The sequence below is a fragment of the Microcoleus sp. Pol11C2 genome (assembly GCF_036701505.1).
Taxonomy (GTDB): Bacteria; Cyanobacteriota; Cyanobacteriia; order Cyanobacteriales; family Microcoleaceae; genus Microcoleus.
Window position 1 is genome coordinate 64,605 of record NZ_JAUBQX010000029.1, and the last position, 18,640, is coordinate 83,244.

The following is an 18,640-nucleotide window of genomic DNA, read 5'->3' on the forward strand; positions in this document are numbered from 1 at the left end:
AGAAACCGGGTTTCTGCGATAATTCTGGCATTTTCACCCCCGATTTTGTTAAGAAACCCGGTTTCTGAGCCCTGCGCGATCGTGAGCTTTGAGCAAACTCGCCGGATCGGGCCCAGCGGGGATAATGCAGCCGGGATTCAGCGGGAACAAATTGCCGTAATAATCGCGCTTCACAGCCTCCAAATCGCAAGTGCCAGCAACTCCCGGTAACTGGTACAAATCGCGCAGATAAGCTCCCAAATGCTCGTAATCCTGAATGCGGCGCACATTGCATTTGAACAAGCTGTAGTAAACTGCATCAAAACGGAATAGAGTAGTAAAAAGCCGCACGTCTGCTAAAGTCACCCGATCGCCACAAAGGTAACGACTCCTCAAGAGCGATCGATCGATCTCGTCTAAAACAGCAAACAATTCACTGCAAGCCGAGTCATAAGCAGCTTGAGATTGCGCGAAACCGCAGCGATAAACGCCGTTATTCACCGATTGGTAAATCTTCTCATTCCACTCGTCAATTTGTTCTCGCAAATCCAGAGGATAAAGATCCAGTTGAGGATTGCTAGCAAACTCGTTAAACTCCGAGTTTAGCATCACAATAATTTCCGAACTCTCGTTATTGACGATCGTCTTTTTCGAGTCATCCCACAGCACCGGCACAGTACACCGCCCCTGATAGCCCGGTAAAGCCAACTGGTAAAGTTCCGGCATCGTGTTGCAGCCAAAAGTCTCCGACTCCATCACCCACATTCCCCCTTCCGAGGGATAGACAAGCGACACCGATATCGCATCTTCAAGCCCTTTGAGCGCCCTCGTCACCAGAGTGCGGTGCGCCCAAGGGCACCCTTTACCCACCAAGAGGCGATACCGTCCCGCAGCGGGCCCGTGAGGGTTGTCTGGTGCAGTGCTGACAAAGTTGCGGAAACTGCTGGTGGGGCGAATGTATGCTCCGGTGCGATCGGGCGGCGCTAGTTTTGACATCATTAATTGCCACATTGATGTCCAGACAAATTTGCCTAGCTTGACTGTTACGGATGAAGGAAGCGATTTGTTTTTCACAATGCGATTAAAATAGGTTTGCTAACATAATCTGCTTATTTTAACTCACATTGCGAGGTTTATTCTCTCGTTCCCAGGCTCTGCCTGGGAACGTAGATGCTTTGGCTCTGCCTTGCTCTGTTCCCTCACCTGAGAACGAGTTTTCTAGGCTCTGCCAGAGGCTATTTCGCCATAAGCTCGATCAATCAATCGGCGAGCAACCGTCTGAATTCCCGTATGTTCGTAATAATTGGTAGTCATGTCTAAAAACGCCGCCACATAATCCAATTTGTCATCGGTAACATCAATGTATTGCTTGAGATGGCCTAAAACTATGGCGGGAGTTAAGCCGCGAGACTGTACTAAATTGTTCATCCAACCTTGGGCTGAGGCGAAAGTTGCTGTCACAAATCCGAACTTTTGTGAATTATTTGCGCCCGGAATTAGGTTGCTGATATTTTGGAATGTTGAGTTTTGCTGCAAGGTTGAAGGATTCAATCCGCCTAGGGTATTTTGTGCTACTCTAATGCAGTCCGGGCCAAGGGGAATTAAACCGTCAGCACAAACTAATGCAGCCATCCGCATCAGAGATTCGCCTTTGTAATGAGATAAATAATTACCAAAGCTTCCCACATTGTCAAGGGAAATATTGTTAAGTTTGCAGAAGGCAATTAGCTCGATCGCCACTTTGACGCACAAGTCGATCGTTTGAGTTGTGTCAGCTTTGGGAGTGAGGCGGTTGAGAAAGGAAAGAAAGCCGATGTTTTCGCCGATTTTATTCGCCATAGCCGTTGCACCTAAGGCACTGTCGGCGCTGTCTGCTAACTGGTAAAGCCTGACTACGCCTTGATAGGGTTCGTTGGGGTTAGCGTAAAGCTCGATCGCGCGATCGCGAATTTTCCCAACTAATTTGCGCTTTGTTTCTCCTGTCACCGCTTGAATAGTATTATCAAAACCCGTGATATTGTTCCACTCCCCCGGAACTACAAAATCGAGAGATTTGAGCATCATCACAGTGACGCCACCCGACGGCAAATTGTCAACCAATTCCACAATAGATTTGCTCATCACAAACTCCTGAATAGCCCGATTTAAAGTGTTCTTCCAAATACTCCAGCTTCGGAAAATCCGATTCCAGATTCCCGGTTAATTCTCCAGCACTAAGTAGGTAAGCGCAAATAAATATTACACGACCCTATCCAGTTTTGCAATCCTCTGCTCTTTTCTCTCTTCTCTAACTCTGCGTTCTCTGCGGTTCATAAAAAAAATCTTTTTCACAAAACATTTGCATTTCACTCGCCCTCACCAAGTTAAGTTTCATTATATCGATTGACTCAAAATCCTCGCACTGTGTTAAAATAGAGGGCGCAAAATAGAAAAACATAAAATATGACGGTTGCAGTTAACAAAACTCCCGGATTAGCCTCGCGTTTAGTAAATGGCTTACTCTCCATCAAACCTTTGGCTAATCTAGCTAAGCACCAAGCGCGGGAAATGATGATAACAAGAGCACAAAAAATCGGAGTGCATTGGCGACAAGAAGCCCAAGCACTTTTAGCTCGCAATTGGGATGCAGAATTGCTCAGCGTCCAAAATCCCGATCTTGTTTACCCGAAATATTATCTAACTTCATTCCATGCTTACGAACAAGGTAATATGAGTTGGGAAGCTGCTACAGAAGTTGAAGTTGCCGCCCGTACAGTTCACGCGGGAATTTGGCCCGAAGCGGGTGCAGAAGGCGATGCTAAACTCCGCGCCAGCTATCACGAAGTCATCAAATCTAAAATTGCTTCTTCGCCGCAAGATATTGTTGATTTGGGATGCAGTGTGGGAATGAGTACCTTTGCCCTTGGGGAGGTTTACCCGGAAGCGAAGATGACTGGGGTGGAGTTGTCGCCTTATTTTTTAGCAGTTGCTAAATACCGTTCTCAACAGCGAGAATCTGAATTTTCCAATCAAAAGTCTCCGACTTGGGTTCACGCTGCTGCTGAATCTACTGGTTTGCCGGCGGCTGCTTTTGATTTAGTTTCTATTTGTTTAGTTTGTCACGAATTGCCGCAGAAAGCTACTAGAGAAGTGTTCCGGGAAGCGAGGCGTTTGCTGCGTGTTGGTGGACATTTGACAATTATGGATATGAATCCTCAGTCGGAAGTTTATGCCAAAATGCCTCCTTATATTTTGACTTTGCTCAAGAGTACGGAGCCTTATTTGGATCAGTATTTTGGGTTGGATATTGAGCAAGCTTTAGTTGATTCGGGTTTTGCACAGCCGACAATTACTTGCAATACAGTCCGACACCGCACTATTGTTGCTGAGGCAATATAGCGGTTTTCAGTATAGTGAAGTACAGATATCGGATAGGACACGGCAGTGCCGTGTCTAAAGCTGTATTTATTTAATTCGATTGAAAACTGCTATAAATGGTAAAGTTACATAGATATTATTTAATCCTTGGGACGGTGCCTGAGTGTAAATAGTCTAATCTGTGGATTTAAACATTCCTGCGATCGCGCCCCCTACCGATAAATAATTCCCATCCTACCGGATTTGATATTGGACAGCCGTAGAAGCTATTCACAGCGCCATTTGTTAGACATTTTAATAAAATCCTAAAAGAAGGACATCATCATGAACCCGACAGCCCCCTCTGAAAACGTCATCAATTGTTTGCATGTTATTTTGGATGCCACTGCATCGAAAAATTACGAGCTTTTTACCACAGTGGGCGATGCAGGCTACAAAGCGAGCATTACACCACAAATGTTTGACGCTGTTAGCGAGCAGCTCGCTTCACGCCTGCAAAAGGGATATTCAATTACTTATTTTGGTGAGATAAAACAAGGTAATTCTCCGATTTATTTGTGGAAGCTGAGTTTTGAAGATGGGGGAGATGAATTTGTGGCACACATGACTATGAATGGAGACAAAGTTGCTGGGATTTTTATAGAATAACCTATCTTTCTTGACACGGCGTTTTACTGAATCTAACGCCGATCGCCCACAACCGTTAATCGAAACCGATCGGGCGGCACAAAGGTGATTCCCCGGCGCGCCGGACGAATGGGCCGATCGAGATTCGATACAAACTCACGCGAAGACAGCACCGTTGCTAAAACGAGCTTCATTTCAAACATCGATAACGCCATCCCGATGCAGCTTCGACTCCCGCCTCCAAACGGTAAAAATTCAGAGGCGGAAAACTTGCGATCTAAAAAGCGATCGGGATTGAATAGAGTCGGATTTTCGTAGGTTTCAGGGCGACGGTGCGCCAAATAGACACAGGGGATTAAAATCGTTCCCCGTTGATATGTATAGCCTTCGAGTTCGATCGTCCGTTTCACCTTGCGCGGCTGCGAAATTAAGGCAATTGGATAAACCCGCAGCGCTTCCTTGCAGACTGCTGTTAAGTAGGGCGACTGCGAAAGCGCGATCGGATCGGGATTCTCGCCTAATTCATCCAATTCCTGCCGCAATCTAGCGAGACATTCGGGAAACTGATGCAGCCAGTAAAACGCCCAAGTCAACGCCGATCCAGTCGTTTCATGTCCCAACAACAACAGCGTCATCAACTGATCGCGCAATTCTCGATCGCCGAGGGATTCGCCGCTGTCGTCGCGGGCCATCATCAACACTGACAGAATATCCGTGCGAGACGAATCGAGAGAATGCGATCGCCTCTCGGCAATTTCCGCATAAATCAGCGAGTCAATCTGCGCCATCTGCTGCAAAAATTGCCCCCACGGGCTCCAAGGCCCCAAATTTTGCTGCAACGGTTCAAAGAAAAATTGCATCGAGTACAGTTCAGAGGTAATCGCCTCTAAAAGGTTGCTGAGCAATTGTTTCAGCCGTTCGTAGCGCTCTCCCGGCACTAATCCAAACACGACTTGCAAGATTACTTGCAGCGAAATTTCTGACATTTCTTCGCGGACTGCGATCGCATCTGGGGCTTTCCAGTCGATCGTCTGCTTTTTCGTCAAATCAACAATCAAATGCCCTTGACTGTGCAACTGTTCCCGATGCAGCGCGGGCATTAATAGCTGTCGCTGTCGCAGATGTCGCGGCCCTTCATTCATAATTAGGGATTCATTTCCCACCAGCGGGCGAAATACGTTGGTCACTTTGCCAAACTCAAAGGCATCGGCTAAGGTCGTAAACACCGCCTGAATCGCTTCTGGACGGCCCAGAAACACCACGGGGGGCGAAGCGGGCCCCAACACGCGGGCGGTAAATGTATCGCCGTATTTGGCAGAGTAGCGATCGAAAAATGCGATCGGATCAGCTACCAGCGAAAGCGTTTGGAACAAAGCAGGAGAACGAGATCCGGTAGGCAGCGTCATTGCAAAACTGGCGAAACACAATATTTCTAGTGTATTTTGACATACTGCGAAGTTTTTGATCGACCTTGCACCCTGAAATTTATCTGCGATCGATCGACATTGGGTAGAAACCGGGTTTCTGAGCGTAAGTTATCCCAGAACTATGAATAGAACATTCGCTTAAAGCAATCTTCAAGAACTAGGTAACAAAATAGATGAAAGTCAAAAAACATCTTTTTATCAAGTTAGTTTCTGGTATCTCAGCATTTTTACTGGGGGGCTATTTGGGCATCTCCGCTTATGCAGGACATACTCTTTCAAAGCCAAACAGATGCTTTGACCCTCTTAAAGCATCTGTTTTTGCTGTTCTTCCTGAAAATGTAAAATTTCTTACACCTGATGGCGTGGAGATTGCTGGTTGGTTTATTCCAGAAAAAGCAACAGACAAGGTATTAATTTTAGTGCATGGATTGAATTCCAGTCGAACTTGTGAGCTTGCTGGAAAGTTTGCCGAGTTTGGTTCAGCTATGAATCAAAAAGGCTTTTCGATACTTATGATCGATCTGCGAGGACATGGGCAAAGTGCTGATTCTCGCTTTACCTTTGGAATTACAGAAAGGCGAGATGTTATTGCAGCAGTGGATTGGCTTAAAACCAGGGGCTTTAAGCCAAAAAAGATTGGGGTTTTAGGTTTTTCAATGGGTTCTGCTACTGTAATTGGAGCAGCAGCAGATGACTCTGACATCGGAGCAGTGGTGACTGACAGTAGTTACGCAGAGGTTTATCCAATTATTCAGAAGCATTGGCACTCAGCTTCAGGATTACCTGGGATATTTCTTCTTTCTACCATGATGTTTGGACATTTGTTGACTGGATACGATCTAACTTCTTCTAAGCCAGTGCAGGAGATAGGTCGTATTTTCCCTAGGCCTGTTTTGATTATTCATAGTGCGATCGATCCTTATACGCCTATACAAAACGCTCGCCAACTTCGAGAAGCATATCCTTCGGCCGAATATTGGGAAACCAATGCGAACAAACATCCAGAAAGCTACAATACTAACCCAAAGAGGTACGTTGACAAAGTTGCTGATTTCTACAATCGGAGTCTCAAGTAGGACTGTATAATCCGGTCGAGAAGGCTATTTAGGCTTTCCCTACCGGGCGGTTCATAATTGCCGCGCAAACAAACCAAAAGGATAATCAATCGCAGATTGTACGGCTAGCTTCCCAACCTAACATGACTGTTTTACGCTCTATTCCCCAGCCATAGCCACCAAGTTCTCCAGATTCTCGAATTACTCGGTGACATGGAATTAGATAGCCGATCGGATTGTTACCGATCGCATTTCCTACAGCTCTAGCAGCAGTTGGGCGTGCTACCATTTGAGCTATAGTTTGATAGGTGGCGATCGCACCAAATGGCAATTTCAAAAGTGCTCGCCAAACTTGAATCTGAAAGTTAGTGCCTTTTACCAAGAGCGTTAGTGGTTTTTGCTCGCTGAGAGTTTCTGAATTGAAAATCAGGTCACGCAATGATTGAGTGGCTTGCTCATCACGAATGATTTCAGCGTTTTTCCATTCCAATCGCAGTCTTTGTGCGGCGGTTTGTTCGTCTGTTGTCTCCAAGAAATAAAGATTACAAATACCACGGGCAGTTGTCGCGATTAGAGATGTGCCAAAGGGGGTATCATGAATGCCATAGCGAATTTGTAAACCAGCTCCGCCTGTTTTGAACTCCCCTGGTGACATTGCTTCTAAGTTCACAAATAAATCGTGCAATCGTCCTGGACTCGATAGCCTCACGTCCAATGTCAGGTCTAGAAGGCTTTTAGTATGAGTGATTTTTGACTTGGCATATTCAACTGTCAGATATTGCAAAAACCGCTTGGGGCTAATGCCGGCCCATTGAGTAAATAGCCGTTGAAAATGATATTCACTCAGTCCTATGTGCTGGGCCACAGTTGCCAGATTCGGCTGGTTTAGGTGGTGTTGTCGCATAAAGGCGATCGCCCGAGCAATCCGGTGATAATCTTCGCTAGCATAGACACTCGCATTCTGCATCGAAATCATCTAGTCTAAATCGAGGGAATTTTGATGTTTCCTTACTTTAGCCATAGAGTAGGCTCAAAGCCACCCGTTTCTTGCGGTGAATGCAGTCAGTCGATTTGAGATTGGAGATTTTAGATTGAAGAAAGCGAGCTCACTGCTAAACCCGGGGGCTGGCGATGAGGATGAGCGAGCTTTTTTCTCGCTCTACGGATGCCTCGGGCGACTTCTAACCAAATTTCTTGATTGTCAGTCCATTAACCGAACTTTCGCTCTCACCCTCCGCGCAACTGCGTCACCAAGTGAACTAATTCAGGTAAAATTAGCTTTTCCACAGCTAGTTTCACGCCATTGCTAGAGCCCGGAAGAGAAAAGACTAACTTGCCTTTATACACGCCTGCAACTGCGCGAGAGGCGATCGCCCTCGAACCAATTTCTTGATAGCTCAAAAACCGAAATATTTCCCCAAATCCTGGTAAAATCCTGTCAAGCAAACTCTCCATCACATCATAGGTCGTATCTCGGGGAGCGATGCCCGTGCCGCCGTTAAAAATGATTGCATCCACATCTTCACGCTGGGAAAAAGCCTGCATTTGCAATACAATTTTGGCCGCATCATCTTTAACAACAGTGTAAGCTACCACAGAGTGACCCGCATCTTTTAGCAGCTTCTTAGTTAACAAGCCACTATTGTCTGTTTCCGCCGAGCGGGTGTCGCTAACAGTAATGATAGCGCAGTTTACGGTTATTTTAGATAAGTCGGGGTGAGGAATTTGCGTCATAGTTTCTTCTTCTAAGCAATCGGCAACCGGCAACCGGCGATCGGCTAACTACCAATTACCAATTACCAATTACCAACTACCCATTATGCCTTGCTAAATCCTAAGCCGTTTGATTCCGAGTAGCGTTCCATAAAACGCATAAATCGATCCCATTCTGCGGGACTTCTCATTAGATAAAGAGCTTCCAAACCTGCAGGCTGACCGTTGATGAACTTAGCCTTAACCTCGCGAGTGAGGAGTTCGCCTTCTTCGTCGATCATGTACATTCCAGTAATGTCTTCGGTACTGGTGCTGCTGAGAGCTTTGGGATTTTCAAAGATAAACGTGGCAGTGCCTTGAGCTCCCGTTTTAGAACGGGTTAGGCGCACTTCGGGCACAGCATCTTCGTCTATACCCCGAGAAAATTGAATTTTAGCCATAATTTGACAGTCGAACCTTAAGGATTGCTTAATTTCTTAATGTTTAATCATAAAACGATTCGGGTACTCGCAAATCAAGACTTGGGAGAGTGGCAGTGGGTGAGAGGGGGGCAGAATGGGGAAATCGGAGACAAGAGAAAGGGGAGAGGGGTTGGTACTTCTGAGATATTGCACCATCGTCAATAATCCTTTCAGAGCGGGCTCTCCTACCCACCCCACAAGAAAATCTACTCTTTGTGGAACAGGCCGGAAAGCGTGTTAATCGAGAAGGGTGCAAGATGTGAGTTCTTTGTACCCCAAGTTATCCTCTCTCTTGTCTCCCAATTCCCTTAGATGATGTAGGGAGAGTTAATGGGCTCAGACCGCTTTGTGGCTACCAGAGTTTGGTAGATGAGGGCGGATATCTCGCCGCGGGTGATGTCGTGGGCGGGGGAAAGCTTTTCGCGCGCGGGATAGTTGACCACGATTTTGCGCTCTGTGGCGGTTGCTATCTCGTCGGTGGCAAAACTGGGAATCTGAGCTCGATCGACATAAACGCTCAAAGAATTGGGGTTGCCGCCCGCCAACTGCAAGCCGTTTACCAAAGATACGATCGCCTGAACTCTAGTCAAATTCTGCTCCGGGCGAAACGTGCTGTCTGGATATCCAGCCAAAAAGCCAGCTCGATTAGCTTGGTCGATCGCTCCCTTGGCCCAAAAATCCGCCGCCACATCCTTAAAAACCGTCGCCTCACGGCGCGGCACCAATTCAAACGCCTTCGCCAGCATAGCCGCATACTGAGCTCTAGTTACAATCTCATAAGGTTGAAAAGTGCCGTTGGGAAACCCGCTAACAATATTCATCTTTGCCAAGCGATCGATAAAATCCTTCGCCCAATGCGTGCTGATGTCGCTAAACTGTAGCTTGCCAGGAGTCGGAGTTGGTGTCACATTGCCCAAATCAAATAAACCTTTTACCCGCGAAGAATTGAGCTGATTTCCCACCGCAGAAATCTTAACCCCAGTCGCGTTTTGCAAGTCTAATCCACCGTTATTCTGAAAAATATTGCCGCCCAAATCTTGAGCAGTACCAATATCTGGGAGCGACTTCCCCACCGCAGTCAAACCGTCTTCGGTATTTTTTTCAATGCGATTCTTGCGTAAAACCGGCTGAGATTCCCCCGCTAAAACGATACCGGAGCGATTTTCCAAAATTTGGTTATCAACAATCAAAGGAGCCGACTGAGCTTGCAGAGAAATGCCGAAACCCGTCTTTTGAAAAATATTGCGCCGTATTGCTCCTTTAGCAGTTCCCGCCATAATCACCCCAGCGGCTGAGTTTTCCACAAATATGTTGTCGAGAATCGCAGGATTAGCAGTTCCCGTGGCAAAAACGCCTTCGCTCTTACAAAGTGTGAAAGTGCAGTTAGCCACAGTCGGAGAAGTTGACTCAATCCAGACTCCCGTGCCGCCACTATCGAGATTAGTAACAGTTACTCCGCACAATTCCGAATTAGTTGCTAGCAGTATCGTGATATTTTGGCCCGCAGCGGTGGGACTGACAAATTTGCCGCTGCCTTGAATCAGAATGCCTCTACCTTTGTTAGTTTCATTGCCAATAACTTTTACTCCCGAGGGAATTTCCAAGGGGAATTTTTCGCCACTAGCAGCGCTGTAAGTTCCCGGTGCTAACTGAATAGTGCTTCCCGATGCAGCGCGGGCGATCGCGCGGGCTATAGTTTTGAATGGGGCCGATTGGGTGCCGGCTGCGGCATCACTGCCTATTTGCGGGTTGACGTAAAGTGTTGCCATGTTTTTGTTAAAGAGATAATTGGCGATCGAGCTTTTGTGGAATTTTCATTGTCTACCAAGCAGACCCCGGATCTATATTCACCTTTGAGGAGATTATTTAATTGCACGATATCCGCAATATCACCCATCAGGAGTTGCAACCGCAAGGGGATTGCCCCTACAAATCACTAAACTACTAATTTGAGGATATGAAATATTTTTTTGGCCTTCCGTTCAACCTAACCACCGAGTTTTGAGTCAAGAAACCCGGTTTTTGATAGTTTCAAAGCTAGGCTATGAATGCCTAGCCCGAGGCTCTGCATCGTCTGAAATCTCAGCCTATTTCACAATACAAGACGCATCCAAAACGACTACAAGTTCATTCTGGAAAACCGCACAACTTGTCATTGCTGAAGCTAAGGCTGGAATTTTCCCTTGTTCTAGAGAAAGGCTCGCCTCGGGTGTAGAATCAAATTGATTTAGCCAGCCATCATCCTTTATATACTGAAGAGTAAAAGCATTGCGATCGAGCATCCAAAAATCAACTCCATATTGATTAATAAAATTTTGCACTACAGATCTATCGGGAGTGTATTGAGCGCGAATTAAATCGTTAAGTCGCTGTTGATATTTGCTGTAGTAGCCTTTCTGATAAGGCACTGCATATTCCTTTGCAACCAAAACTGAACGCTGACTAAATGTTGGCAAATGGTCAGTCTCTGGCGCGATTGAAGCAATCAAGATATCTTTAGGTTGTTGCTGAAAAAATTTGTACAAAGCCGGCTTTTTACCTTCTATATACCCGACTGTGGGAAATTTTTTTGCCAAGCAGGGATAAAGCACCACTGCGACAGCGATAATCGCTGTCGTAATTAGTGCAACTAGATTTTTTACATCAAATGTTGTTGCGGTTTTTAATGCCCAATGACCGACTCCATCGATAATTAAAGTGAGGGCGATCGCAGTTATCAACACAACAATAAATCGCAAGCTGTAGGCAGTATAGCGACCCGGTTGATACAGCTTAAAAATGGTAGCGTGAGCCGCAAAAAACATCGCCGAGGATGCTAAAAATAGCTGAAGCAAAAGCCAGATTTTGCTTTGAATCTGATTTGCTAAGGGAAAAGCCGATCGCAAAAACAGCAGCAGCGGAAATAACAGCCCGACACAGTGAGTTACAGGCGTAAACAGCGACTTGGGAAACATTCCGCTGCCCCGCCCTGTCAACCAATAATCTTTGGGGTTTGGACGAAAAAAAGCATTTCTGCCGTCTGGTGCAAATTCGGCCATTTGCTTTGCTTCTGCTGCGGTATAAGTTGGGCCAAATTCAGAGTTATCTAAGGCATAGGGCAGCATTACTAAAAAGATTACTCCCAAACCTGTAGTGCAAAATAGGTAATTAGTTCGATCGCCCGACAAGCGCAAACCGCCGTTTTTCCAGCATAGCAGGCGCAAAACTAAAATTCCGGCAGCAACCAAGGCGTAAGGAGGATAGAATAGTCCGATAAGGGCGATCGCCCCCAAACAAGGCAGCAACGAACTGCGCGACAAATAATATAAAAAACCCAGAAATATCGGATAGATAAAAGCTCTTGGCGTTGTAGAAGCCAAATCGTCAGTCATCCACATATGCTGATTTAACAGCAAAGATGCAATAAATCCAGTCATCGGCACTGGCAGCATTTCTAGGCAAAGACTAAAACAGTAATAAGTCGAGATTAACGCGAGAAATAGCGGCAATATTTTGTGAAAAAATAGCGGATGAATGCCAACTGTTGCGGCTAATTTGTAGAGCGTGCTGTATCCTGCGGGGGCGACTGATTGAAAGTAATTAGCAATGAAATCGTTGGGGAATAATTCAGGATCGACAAACCGCATCATCCAGAAAACGTGCTGCCTCGCATCGTCTTGCACCATATACTCGGCCCTGAAGGCTTGCTTGAGTCCTAAAACCGCATAAAGTGCAGCAAATGTCAAGCTCAAAGTCAACCAAAATATTGTGTGCGATCGGGATTTGCGATCGACTGTAGCAGTTAGAAATTTGTGCAACCGAGCTATTAATACCATTAGAGATTTGAGATTCGAGATTAAAGAATCGGGAATGACTGATTCTCAAACCTACGATTATATCATGCCCGGTCAATTACCCCTAATAAAAACTGCTTTACTTTCAACTTCGCCCGATTTTAGATCATTTTCCAGGCCGCACACCCGCAATTTTAAGGCGAATCCGATACAGACTTGTATTTGCCGTAATATAAAGCGTTTTGCGATCGCTTTCTCCCCAAGCCAAATTAGTCGCCGTCTCAGGTACAGAAATCCTCCCCAAAAGGTTGCCATCCGGCGATAAAATCCACACTCCCCCCGGCCCGGTGCTGTAAACATTCCCCTCTAAATCAACTTTTAAACCGTCGGGAACTCCGCCTTTAGTAGCGGCATCTTTTAACTCCGCAAAAAGCCGCTGGTTGGTCACAGTTCCGTCCGGTTTCACATCAAAAACAGCAATGTATCCCGCTTCCGAATTGTTAACATAAAGCTTTTGCTCGTCTGGTGAAAAGGCAATGCCATTCGGCAGCACCAAATCCTTAACCAGCAGAGTTAATTTCCCGTCGGGTGCCAGCCTGTAAACACCATAAAAGCCCAATTCTTCCTGGTCTTTACTAACACCGTAGGACGGATCGGTAAAATAAATGCTGCCGTCGGATTTAACGACCAAATCGTTCGGGCTATTGAGCCTTTTTCCCTCGTATCTATCCGCCAATGTGATAACTTTGCCGTCCTTTTCTGTGCGCGATACGCGGCGATTTTCGTGTTCGGCAGTAAGTAAGCGGTTTTCTTGGTCTAAAGTATTCCCGTTGGCTTTTCCCGAAGGCCTGCGAAATATCTCAACTTGCTGATTTGAGGCGAATTTATAGATAATATTGGCGGGAATATCGCTGAACAGCAAAAAGCCGTCTGGATGCCAAATCGGGCCTTCTATAAATTGGAAATCCCCAGCTAGTTTTTCTAATTTCGCGCTGTCATCGAGAATACGTTGCATGGTATTTTTTTTGTCCTGGCTTTCCGTTTGGGCGGTCAAGTTGGTCAAATCAGATGTTAACTGGTTGGACAAATTGCTGTCCTTGAAAGGTTTTAACAGATGATTTTTGAAAAGCGTGTTGCTGAAGGCTAGAGTCAAAACTATAAACAAGAGGCTGAAGGTAGCAATTTTGGCGATCATGTTTGCCTTGTTAATTGCATTGAGTGAGAGTCGTAGTAAAAGCGATCATACCGTACCTATATTACATTTATATTAAGAATACAAAATTGTGGCTTCCAACAGACTGCAGCGCGGATAACATAGTATAGCAATGTCATTTCAATTAGCGATCGCCACCTGCTGACATTCCTGAAGTTGACACGCCGGAGCATGGATTAAAATCACAAATAATATCTAGCTATATGCTTTCTACCTTAGATATCAAACTACTAGGCGGATTCTGCCTTTCCTGTGCAGACAAGCCCGTTGTCGGTGTCACCGCAGAGCGCCCGCAAGCTTTGTTGGCTTACCTGGTACTGCACCGCGATATCCCGCAAACCCGTCAGCGGCTTGCCTTTCAATTCTGGGCCGATTCAACGGAGGCCCAAGCTCGCACCAACTTGCGCCGGGAATTGCATCACCTGCGTCAGGGACTCCCCGATGCCGATCGCTACCTGCTGGCGGATGCCAAAACCCTGCAATGGAATCCCCATGCGCCTTTCGTGCTGGATGTGGCTGAGTTTGAACGGGCATTCGCCGCCGCAGAAGCAGCGGAACGAGCCGCAGATGTTAACGGTGCCAGAACAGCCTGGGAGCAAGCGATCGCACTTTACGGCGGTGATTTGCTGCCGAGTTGTGAGGATGAGTGGATTTTTCCAGAGCGCGAACACCTGCGACAGAAATTGCTTCATGCGCTCGAATCTCTGACTCGCCTGTCGGAAGCTCAGGGTGATTATCGGGCTGCAATCCGCTCTGCACAGCGCTTACTGGAGATCGATCCGTTGCACGAAACCAGCTACGCAGCTTTGATGCGATCGCACCATTTGAACGGCGATCGCGCCAATGCACTGCAAGTGTACCACCGCTGCATGACTTTGCTGCGCGAGGAACTAGGAATAGATCCGAGTGCGAGCACTCGCAAGCTCTACGAGCAACTGTTGCTGGAAGACGCAGCGCCCGACATTCAACCATCCTCTCACTCCGCTGGGCCGCCCCAAACGACTTTGTTTCCCTCGCCTTTGGCTTTGTCGCCTCTAGTGGGACGCGATCGCGAATGGGCATCGATTCAGCAGTGGGCCAACCCCATACTGCTTGGGAACTGCGGCGCGAACGCTCATGCTGAGGCATCGCCAGTGCTCTTGCTCGCGGGCGAACCCGGAATCGGCAAAACTCGCTTGCTGGAGGAGCTGCGAGCGACGGCACAGGCGGTGCAAGTGCTGTGGGGACGCGGATTTGCGGCCGAGATGGTGCGACCCTACGGCATCTGGATCGATGCGCTGCGATCGCTCGCGATTCCCCCCGCCCTTAACATTCCGCCGGAGCTAGGTTTCTTGCTCCCAGAGCTCGCTCAAGCTGGAAAAGCTCCGCCCGATCGCAGTCATTTGTTTGATGCGGTGGTAAAATTGCTGGCTCAATCTGCCAGTGAGGCTGCGTTAATCGTCATTCTGGATGACATTCAGTGGATCGATGAAGCCTCATCGGCATTGCTGCACTACGCGATCCGCTTGTTGAGTCATAAGCCGATTTTATTCGCCTGCACCGGGCGTTCCAGGGAACTAGAGGAGAATGCGGGCATCTCGCGGGTGATGCAGGCACTCAGACGAGAGCGACGGCTGCTAACGCTGGAATTGCATCCTTTCGATCGACAACAAACGGCTGAATTGATTCGCAGACAGCAAGCGGTTAATCCGTTAGAACTATCTCCAGAAGCGGTCGATCGCGTATTTATCGATAGTGGCGGGAATCCCCTGTTTGCGCTGGAAGTTGCCCGGGCATTGTCCCAGGATCGGTCTACTCATGCTGATAATTTAGAGGCTTTGATCCGCGATCGCCTCAACCAATTGGATGACATGGCTCGCGAATTTTTGCCTTGGGCCGCTGCATTGGGGCGGAGCTTCAAACCGACAGCGGTGGCTCATGTGGCAGACTATCCGCTGCCGAAATTGCTGATGGCGATCGAACAGCTAGAACAACAAACCATTATCCGTCCCAGCGCCTCTCTCGGTGACGAAATGGGCTATGACTTTGCTCACGATATTGTGCGTCAGGCTGTCTACCGGCAGTTGTCACAACCGCGTCGCCATTTGATACATTTGCAAATTGCCCATAAATTGAATCAACTCTCCACACCAGACGGCGCATGGGCTGGCGATATTGCCCGTCACGCAGCGCTGGGGGGCGATCGCGGATTAGCCGCGTCTAGCGCCTTCTGTGCCGCCGAACGCTGCCTGAAATTGTTTGCGTACACGGAGGCGTCCGACCTAGCTCAGCTTGGGATTGAGCAGTGTCAAGGACTTGACGATCGCACTCGCATTCAATTGCATTTAAAATTGCTGCGGGTTAGCGCGATCGCAGGCGTTACTGGCGATCGAGTTTCTCAACTCGACAGCGAGGTGCACCGCTTAATCGATGAAGCCAATGCTCTAGGTTTAGAAGAAGCAGAAGCCACGGGACTTGAGGCATTGGTGATCCTACATTTCGATCGCAGCAACTTCGCCAACGTTCACCAACATTCGCTGCGGGCAGCAGAGGCAAGTCGGGCATCCAGTCCAGCTACTGCCGTGCGATTGCTGGCATATAGCGGGTCTTGCTTGGCTGAAATTGGACGGGAAATGACGCGGGCAGAAGCATTGTTGCTAGAGGCGGAGTCTCTGGCGGCGAGAGTTGGCTTGAATAACATCGGAATTGGCCAAGGCTTGGGGGCTGTACAGCGCCATCACGGGAACTATGCCCAAGCGCGAATTTTGTGGCAACAGGCGTGGCGATTAGCTGCGGCCCAGCAGGATCGGTGGTGCGAGTGTTATAACCTCAGCTATTTGGCGATGACGGAACTGGAAGCGGGCGATCCGGCGGCGGCCTTGCCTTATTGTCAGGAAATGGCGATCGTCTCCGCCAAAATTAAAGGCGAAGGCAGTGAAGGTGCGATCGCCCAGGCACTTTTAGCTTTAGCAAACTATCAGCTTCAGCAAACTGGAGCCGATGCTGCTTTGGATCGCGCGATCGCCACTTTGCAGCAGGTGGATGCCAAACGGATGCTGTCTTACGTGCTGATTGGGGCCGCTCAAGTGGATTTAGAGTGCGATCGGCTCGTTTTGGCAACAGCCCGCGCTGAAGCTGCTTTAGAAGCTGCTCAGACGGTCGATCATCCCAGCGAGATTGCTCTGGCTTGGGCAATTTTGATTCAGGGTGCTTTAGCTTTGGGCGATCGAGAAGGGGCGATCGCGCGGTTTGAATCGCACCGCGATCGGATCGATCGAACCGCGCTGAGTTTCCGCGCTTGCACCGAGGTCGATCGGGCGATCGAACAGATTTAGTCATTAGTTATTAGTCATTAGTCATTAGTTGTAGCGAACTGCAATTAGAGATGGTGTTCATCACAGGGAACTTTACTTTTATTCATATCGCTCATCTAATTTTTTAAACTCTTCAGCTTGTTTGATAATTGCTTCATATTCCTCTTTTTTTGCTAAATTAGGCAAAACCTTTAGTATTACTGTAATTATTGGCTAGACCGCTATGTTTAAAATGAATCGCCGTCAATTTCTATTAAGTAGCGCTGTAACGTTTGGTGCAGCAATAGCCCATGCTCAAGTTAAAGCCCAAAACTCCCGAACTCCAGGAGCATTAGAGAAAGGACTATCCTCTCAGAAAGCGATCGTCGTCGTTGGAGCCGGGTTGTCTGGTTTGGTTGCCGCTTACGAGTTAGCAGCAGCAGGACATACAGTAACAGTTTTAGAAGCCCGCGAGCGAGTAGGAGGGAGAGTTTTGACCTTGCGAGGCAATTTTAGTGATAATCATTTTGTAGAAGCAGGAGCAGCAAGAATTCCATCCGATCACGATTTAACACTTGGCTATGCTCAACATTTTGGTTTGACTGTTAAGCGTTTTTTACCACCAGATGGGCTTTACATTACTGTGAAAAATGGGCAACGTATTCTGATTTCTGCTGATGATTTAGCTAAAATTATACCGGGTGGAGACCTATCAAAAGTTGCTAAAATTGCTCAAGGTTCAGATCGATTGCCACAAGCATTTGCTACCGCTCTAGTTGATAAAATTCGTCTAGGATCGGCAGTTACTCGCATTGAACAAAGTTCTTCAGGGGTTCAAGTCTTGTGCCAATCAGGACAGCAATACACTGGAGACTGTGTAGTATGTACTCTTCCCTTGCCAGTCTTGGGACAGATCAACTTTCAGCCTCCACTATCACCTCAAAAACAGCTTGCTATCGCTGGGGGTTATAACTATCGCGCAGCGACACGAATGTTTGTTGAATTCTCCGAACGATTCTGGGAAAAAGAAGGATTGAATGGTTGGGGTTTGTTTGAAGATCGTCCTGAAGAACTGTGGCAACCCAGTTGGGATTTTCCTGGAAAAACAGGTATTTTGGAAGCTTATCTGAAAGGGGAAAATGCCCTGGCTATGGATGCCCTCGCCCCAGAGCAACAATTGCCTCAATTATTACAGCGATGGGAAAAGATTCTCCCTGGTGTAAGTGCTTCTCAGGGCAAGATGACCAGTTATTCTTGGGCTAAAGATCCTTGGTCGAGGTCAGGTTGGGCATACCCGACTGAAGAGCAAGAAAAAAGGTTTTTTGATGAACTTGGAAAGTCGGAAGGTAAAGTCTATTTTGCTGGAGAACACACTTCTACTACGAGGGGATGGATGCAGGGCGCATTAGCATCTGGATTGAGGACTGCTCAAGAGATCCATCAGGCAAGAAGTTAATTTTCTGATATTTTTGTGCGATCGCACTATCATTTACAGATTGGCTGAAAATGCCAGCGTAGAGCAGACTTTGCCCACGTTTATGCTGGGGGGGTGACAACTCGCTCACTTTGTCCATTGCGAGGCGCTGAAAAAATTGGGGTGAGAGTGTGGAAAATCCTCAATCGCTACAATTAGTCATGAGTCATTAGTTAACAGTCAACAGTTAACAGTCAACAGTCATTACTAATTATAGCAATCCTAAATGATTTTCTATATTTATAAACAATCCTAAATAATTTTCTGTGTGTAAGTATATTGACGTATT

Annotated in this window: 14 protein-coding genes; 5 read left to right on the forward strand and 9 right to left on the reverse strand. The window is 47.2% G+C overall.

What is annotated here, in order from left to right; genetic code table 11:
* Positions 1 to 48: 48 nt before the first annotated feature.
* Together QUA42_RS17395 and QUA42_RS17400 are read right to left on the reverse strand one after the other, a co-directional pair.
* Positions 49 to 990 carry a glutathione S-transferase C-terminal domain-containing protein gene (locus QUA42_RS17395; RefSeq protein ID WP_333138602.1) on the reverse strand — a complete coding sequence of 314 codons (942 nt, stop codon included), beginning with the start codon at positions 988 to 990 and terminating at the stop codon, positions 49 to 51.
* Positions 991 to 1,197: 207 nt separating this feature from the next.
* Positions 1,198 to 2,100: a hypothetical protein gene (locus QUA42_RS17400; RefSeq protein ID WP_333138576.1), complete on the reverse strand. Its 903-nt coding sequence runs from the start codon at positions 2,098 to 2,100 to the stop codon at positions 1,198 to 1,200.
* A gap of 321 nt (positions 2,101 to 2,421) precedes the next feature.
* Here QUA42_RS17400 and QUA42_RS17405 point away from each other — a divergent pair, with 321 nt between their 5' ends.
* Together QUA42_RS17405 and QUA42_RS17410 are read left to right on the forward strand one after the other, a co-directional pair.
* On the forward strand, positions 2,422 to 3,357 hold the full coding sequence (locus QUA42_RS17405) for a class I SAM-dependent methyltransferase (protein WP_333138578.1): 936 nt from the start codon (positions 2,422 to 2,424) through the stop codon (positions 3,355 to 3,357).
* A 303-nt stretch (positions 3,358 to 3,660) separates the two neighbouring features.
* A complete protein-coding gene (locus tag QUA42_RS17410; RefSeq protein WP_333138580.1) occupies positions 3,661 to 3,984 on the forward strand; it encodes a hypothetical protein in 324 nt (107 codons plus the stop codon).
* Between the two features lie 32 nt (positions 3,985 to 4,016).
* Here QUA42_RS17410 and QUA42_RS17415 read toward each other — a convergent pair whose 3' ends face one another.
* Positions 4,017 to 5,369 carry a cytochrome P450 gene (locus QUA42_RS17415; RefSeq protein ID WP_333138582.1) on the reverse strand — a complete coding sequence of 451 codons (1,353 nt, stop codon included), beginning with the start codon at positions 5,367 to 5,369 and terminating at the stop codon, positions 4,017 to 4,019.
* Between the two features lie 194 nt (positions 5,370 to 5,563).
* On the opposite strand from QUA42_RS17415, the gene QUA42_RS17420 reads away from it, so the two are divergent.
* Positions 5,564 to 6,466, forward strand: coding sequence for an alpha/beta fold hydrolase (locus QUA42_RS17420; protein WP_333138584.1), 903 nt, complete (start codon positions 5,564 to 5,566; stop codon positions 6,464 to 6,466).
* An 85-nt stretch (positions 6,467 to 6,551) separates the two neighbouring features.
* On the opposite strand, the gene QUA42_RS17425 is transcribed toward QUA42_RS17420, so the two are convergent.
* The 6 genes from QUA42_RS17425 to QUA42_RS17450 form a co-directional block, all read right to left on the reverse strand.
* On the reverse strand, positions 6,552 to 7,412 hold the full coding sequence (locus QUA42_RS17425; RefSeq protein ID WP_333138586.1) for a methylated-DNA--[protein]-cysteine S-methyltransferase: 861 nt from the start codon (positions 7,410 to 7,412) through the stop codon (positions 6,552 to 6,554).
* Between the two features lie 260 nt (positions 7,413 to 7,672).
* Complete coding sequence (locus QUA42_RS17430; RefSeq protein WP_333138588.1) at positions 7,673 to 8,179, reverse strand: MogA/MoaB family molybdenum cofactor biosynthesis protein; 507 nt, start codon at positions 8,177 to 8,179, stop codon at positions 7,673 to 7,675.
* Between the two features lie 83 nt (positions 8,180 to 8,262).
* Complete coding sequence (gene psb28 / locus QUA42_RS17435; protein WP_333061896.1) at positions 8,263 to 8,598, reverse strand: photosystem II reaction center protein Psb28; 336 nt, start codon at positions 8,596 to 8,598, stop codon at positions 8,263 to 8,265.
* A 329-nt stretch (positions 8,599 to 8,927) separates the two neighbouring features.
* The gene (locus tag QUA42_RS17440; RefSeq protein ID WP_333138590.1) at positions 8,928 to 10,388 is read right to left on the reverse strand and encodes a DUF1565 domain-containing protein; all 1,461 of its coding nucleotides are present in this window, start codon (positions 10,386 to 10,388) and stop codon (positions 8,928 to 8,930) included.
* A gap of 318 nt (positions 10,389 to 10,706) precedes the next feature.
* Positions 10,707 to 12,434, reverse strand: coding sequence for a hypothetical protein (locus tag QUA42_RS17445; protein WP_333138592.1), 1,728 nt, complete (start codon positions 12,432 to 12,434; stop codon positions 10,707 to 10,709).
* A gap of 124 nt (positions 12,435 to 12,558) precedes the next feature.
* Positions 12,559 to 13,407: an SMP-30/gluconolactonase/LRE family protein gene (locus QUA42_RS17450; RefSeq protein WP_333138594.1), complete on the reverse strand. Its 849-nt coding sequence runs from the start codon at positions 13,405 to 13,407 to the stop codon at positions 12,559 to 12,561.
* 401 nt (positions 13,408 to 13,808) lie between these two features.
* Between QUA42_RS17450 and QUA42_RS17455 the strand changes: the two genes are divergently transcribed.
* Both QUA42_RS17455 and QUA42_RS17460 read left to right on the forward strand, forming a co-directional pair.
* Positions 13,809 to 16,919, forward strand: coding sequence for a BTAD domain-containing putative transcriptional regulator (locus QUA42_RS17455; RefSeq protein ID WP_333138596.1), 3,111 nt, complete (start codon positions 13,809 to 13,811; stop codon positions 16,917 to 16,919).
* A 202-nt stretch (positions 16,920 to 17,121) separates the two neighbouring features.
* Positions 17,122 to 18,333: a flavin monoamine oxidase family protein gene (locus tag QUA42_RS17460; protein WP_333138598.1), complete on the forward strand. Its 1,212-nt coding sequence runs from the start codon at positions 17,122 to 17,124 to the stop codon at positions 18,331 to 18,333.
* Positions 18,334 to 18,640: the final 307 nt, after the last annotated feature.

What these genes read in the sequence shown, in the direction of transcription:
- QUA42_RS17395 (WP_333138602.1), bottom strand. Translation starts at nt 990, where the DNA reads ATGTGGCAATTAATGATGTCAAAACTAGCGCCGCCCGATCGCACCGGA.
- QUA42_RS17410 (WP_333138580.1), top strand. Translation starts at nt 3,661, where the DNA reads ATGAACCCGACAGCCCCCTCTGAAAACGTCATCAATTGTTTGCATGTT.
- QUA42_RS17450 (WP_333138594.1), bottom strand. Translation starts at nt 13,407, where the DNA reads ATGCAACGTATTCTCGATGACAGCGCGAAATTAGAAAAACTAGCTGGG.
- QUA42_RS17415 (WP_333138582.1), bottom strand. Translation starts at nt 5,369, where the DNA reads ATGACGCTGCCTACCGGATCTCGTTCTCCTGCTTTGTTCCAAACGCTT.
- QUA42_RS17400 (WP_333138576.1), bottom strand. Translation starts at nt 2,100, where the DNA reads ATGAGCAAATCTATTGTGGAATTGGTTGACAATTTGCCGTCGGGTGGC.
- psb28 (WP_333061896.1), bottom strand. Translation starts at nt 8,598, where the DNA reads ATGGCTAAAATTCAATTTTCTCGGGGTATAGACGAAGATGCTGTGCCC.
- QUA42_RS17440 (WP_333138590.1), bottom strand. Translation starts at nt 10,388, where the DNA reads ATGGCAACACTTTACGTCAACCCGCAAATAGGCAGTGATGCCGCAGCC.
- QUA42_RS17425 (WP_333138586.1), bottom strand. Translation starts at nt 7,412, where the DNA reads ATGCAGAATGCGAGTGTCTATGCTAGCGAAGATTATCACCGGATTGCT.
- QUA42_RS17420 (WP_333138584.1), top strand. Translation starts at nt 5,564, where the DNA reads ATGAAAGTCAAAAAACATCTTTTTATCAAGTTAGTTTCTGGTATCTCA.
- QUA42_RS17460 (WP_333138598.1), top strand. Translation starts at nt 17,122, where the DNA reads ATGTTTAAAATGAATCGCCGTCAATTTCTATTAAGTAGCGCTGTAACG.
- QUA42_RS17445 (WP_333138592.1), bottom strand. Translation starts at nt 12,434, where the DNA reads ATGGTATTAATAGCTCGGTTGCACAAATTTCTAACTGCTACAGTCGAT.
- QUA42_RS17430 (WP_333138588.1), bottom strand. Translation starts at nt 8,179, where the DNA reads ATGACGCAAATTCCTCACCCCGACTTATCTAAAATAACCGTAAACTGC.
- QUA42_RS17455 (WP_333138596.1), top strand. Translation starts at nt 13,809, where the DNA reads ATGCTTTCTACCTTAGATATCAAACTACTAGGCGGATTCTGCCTTTCC.
- QUA42_RS17405 (WP_333138578.1), top strand. Translation starts at nt 2,422, where the DNA reads ATGACGGTTGCAGTTAACAAAACTCCCGGATTAGCCTCGCGTTTAGTA.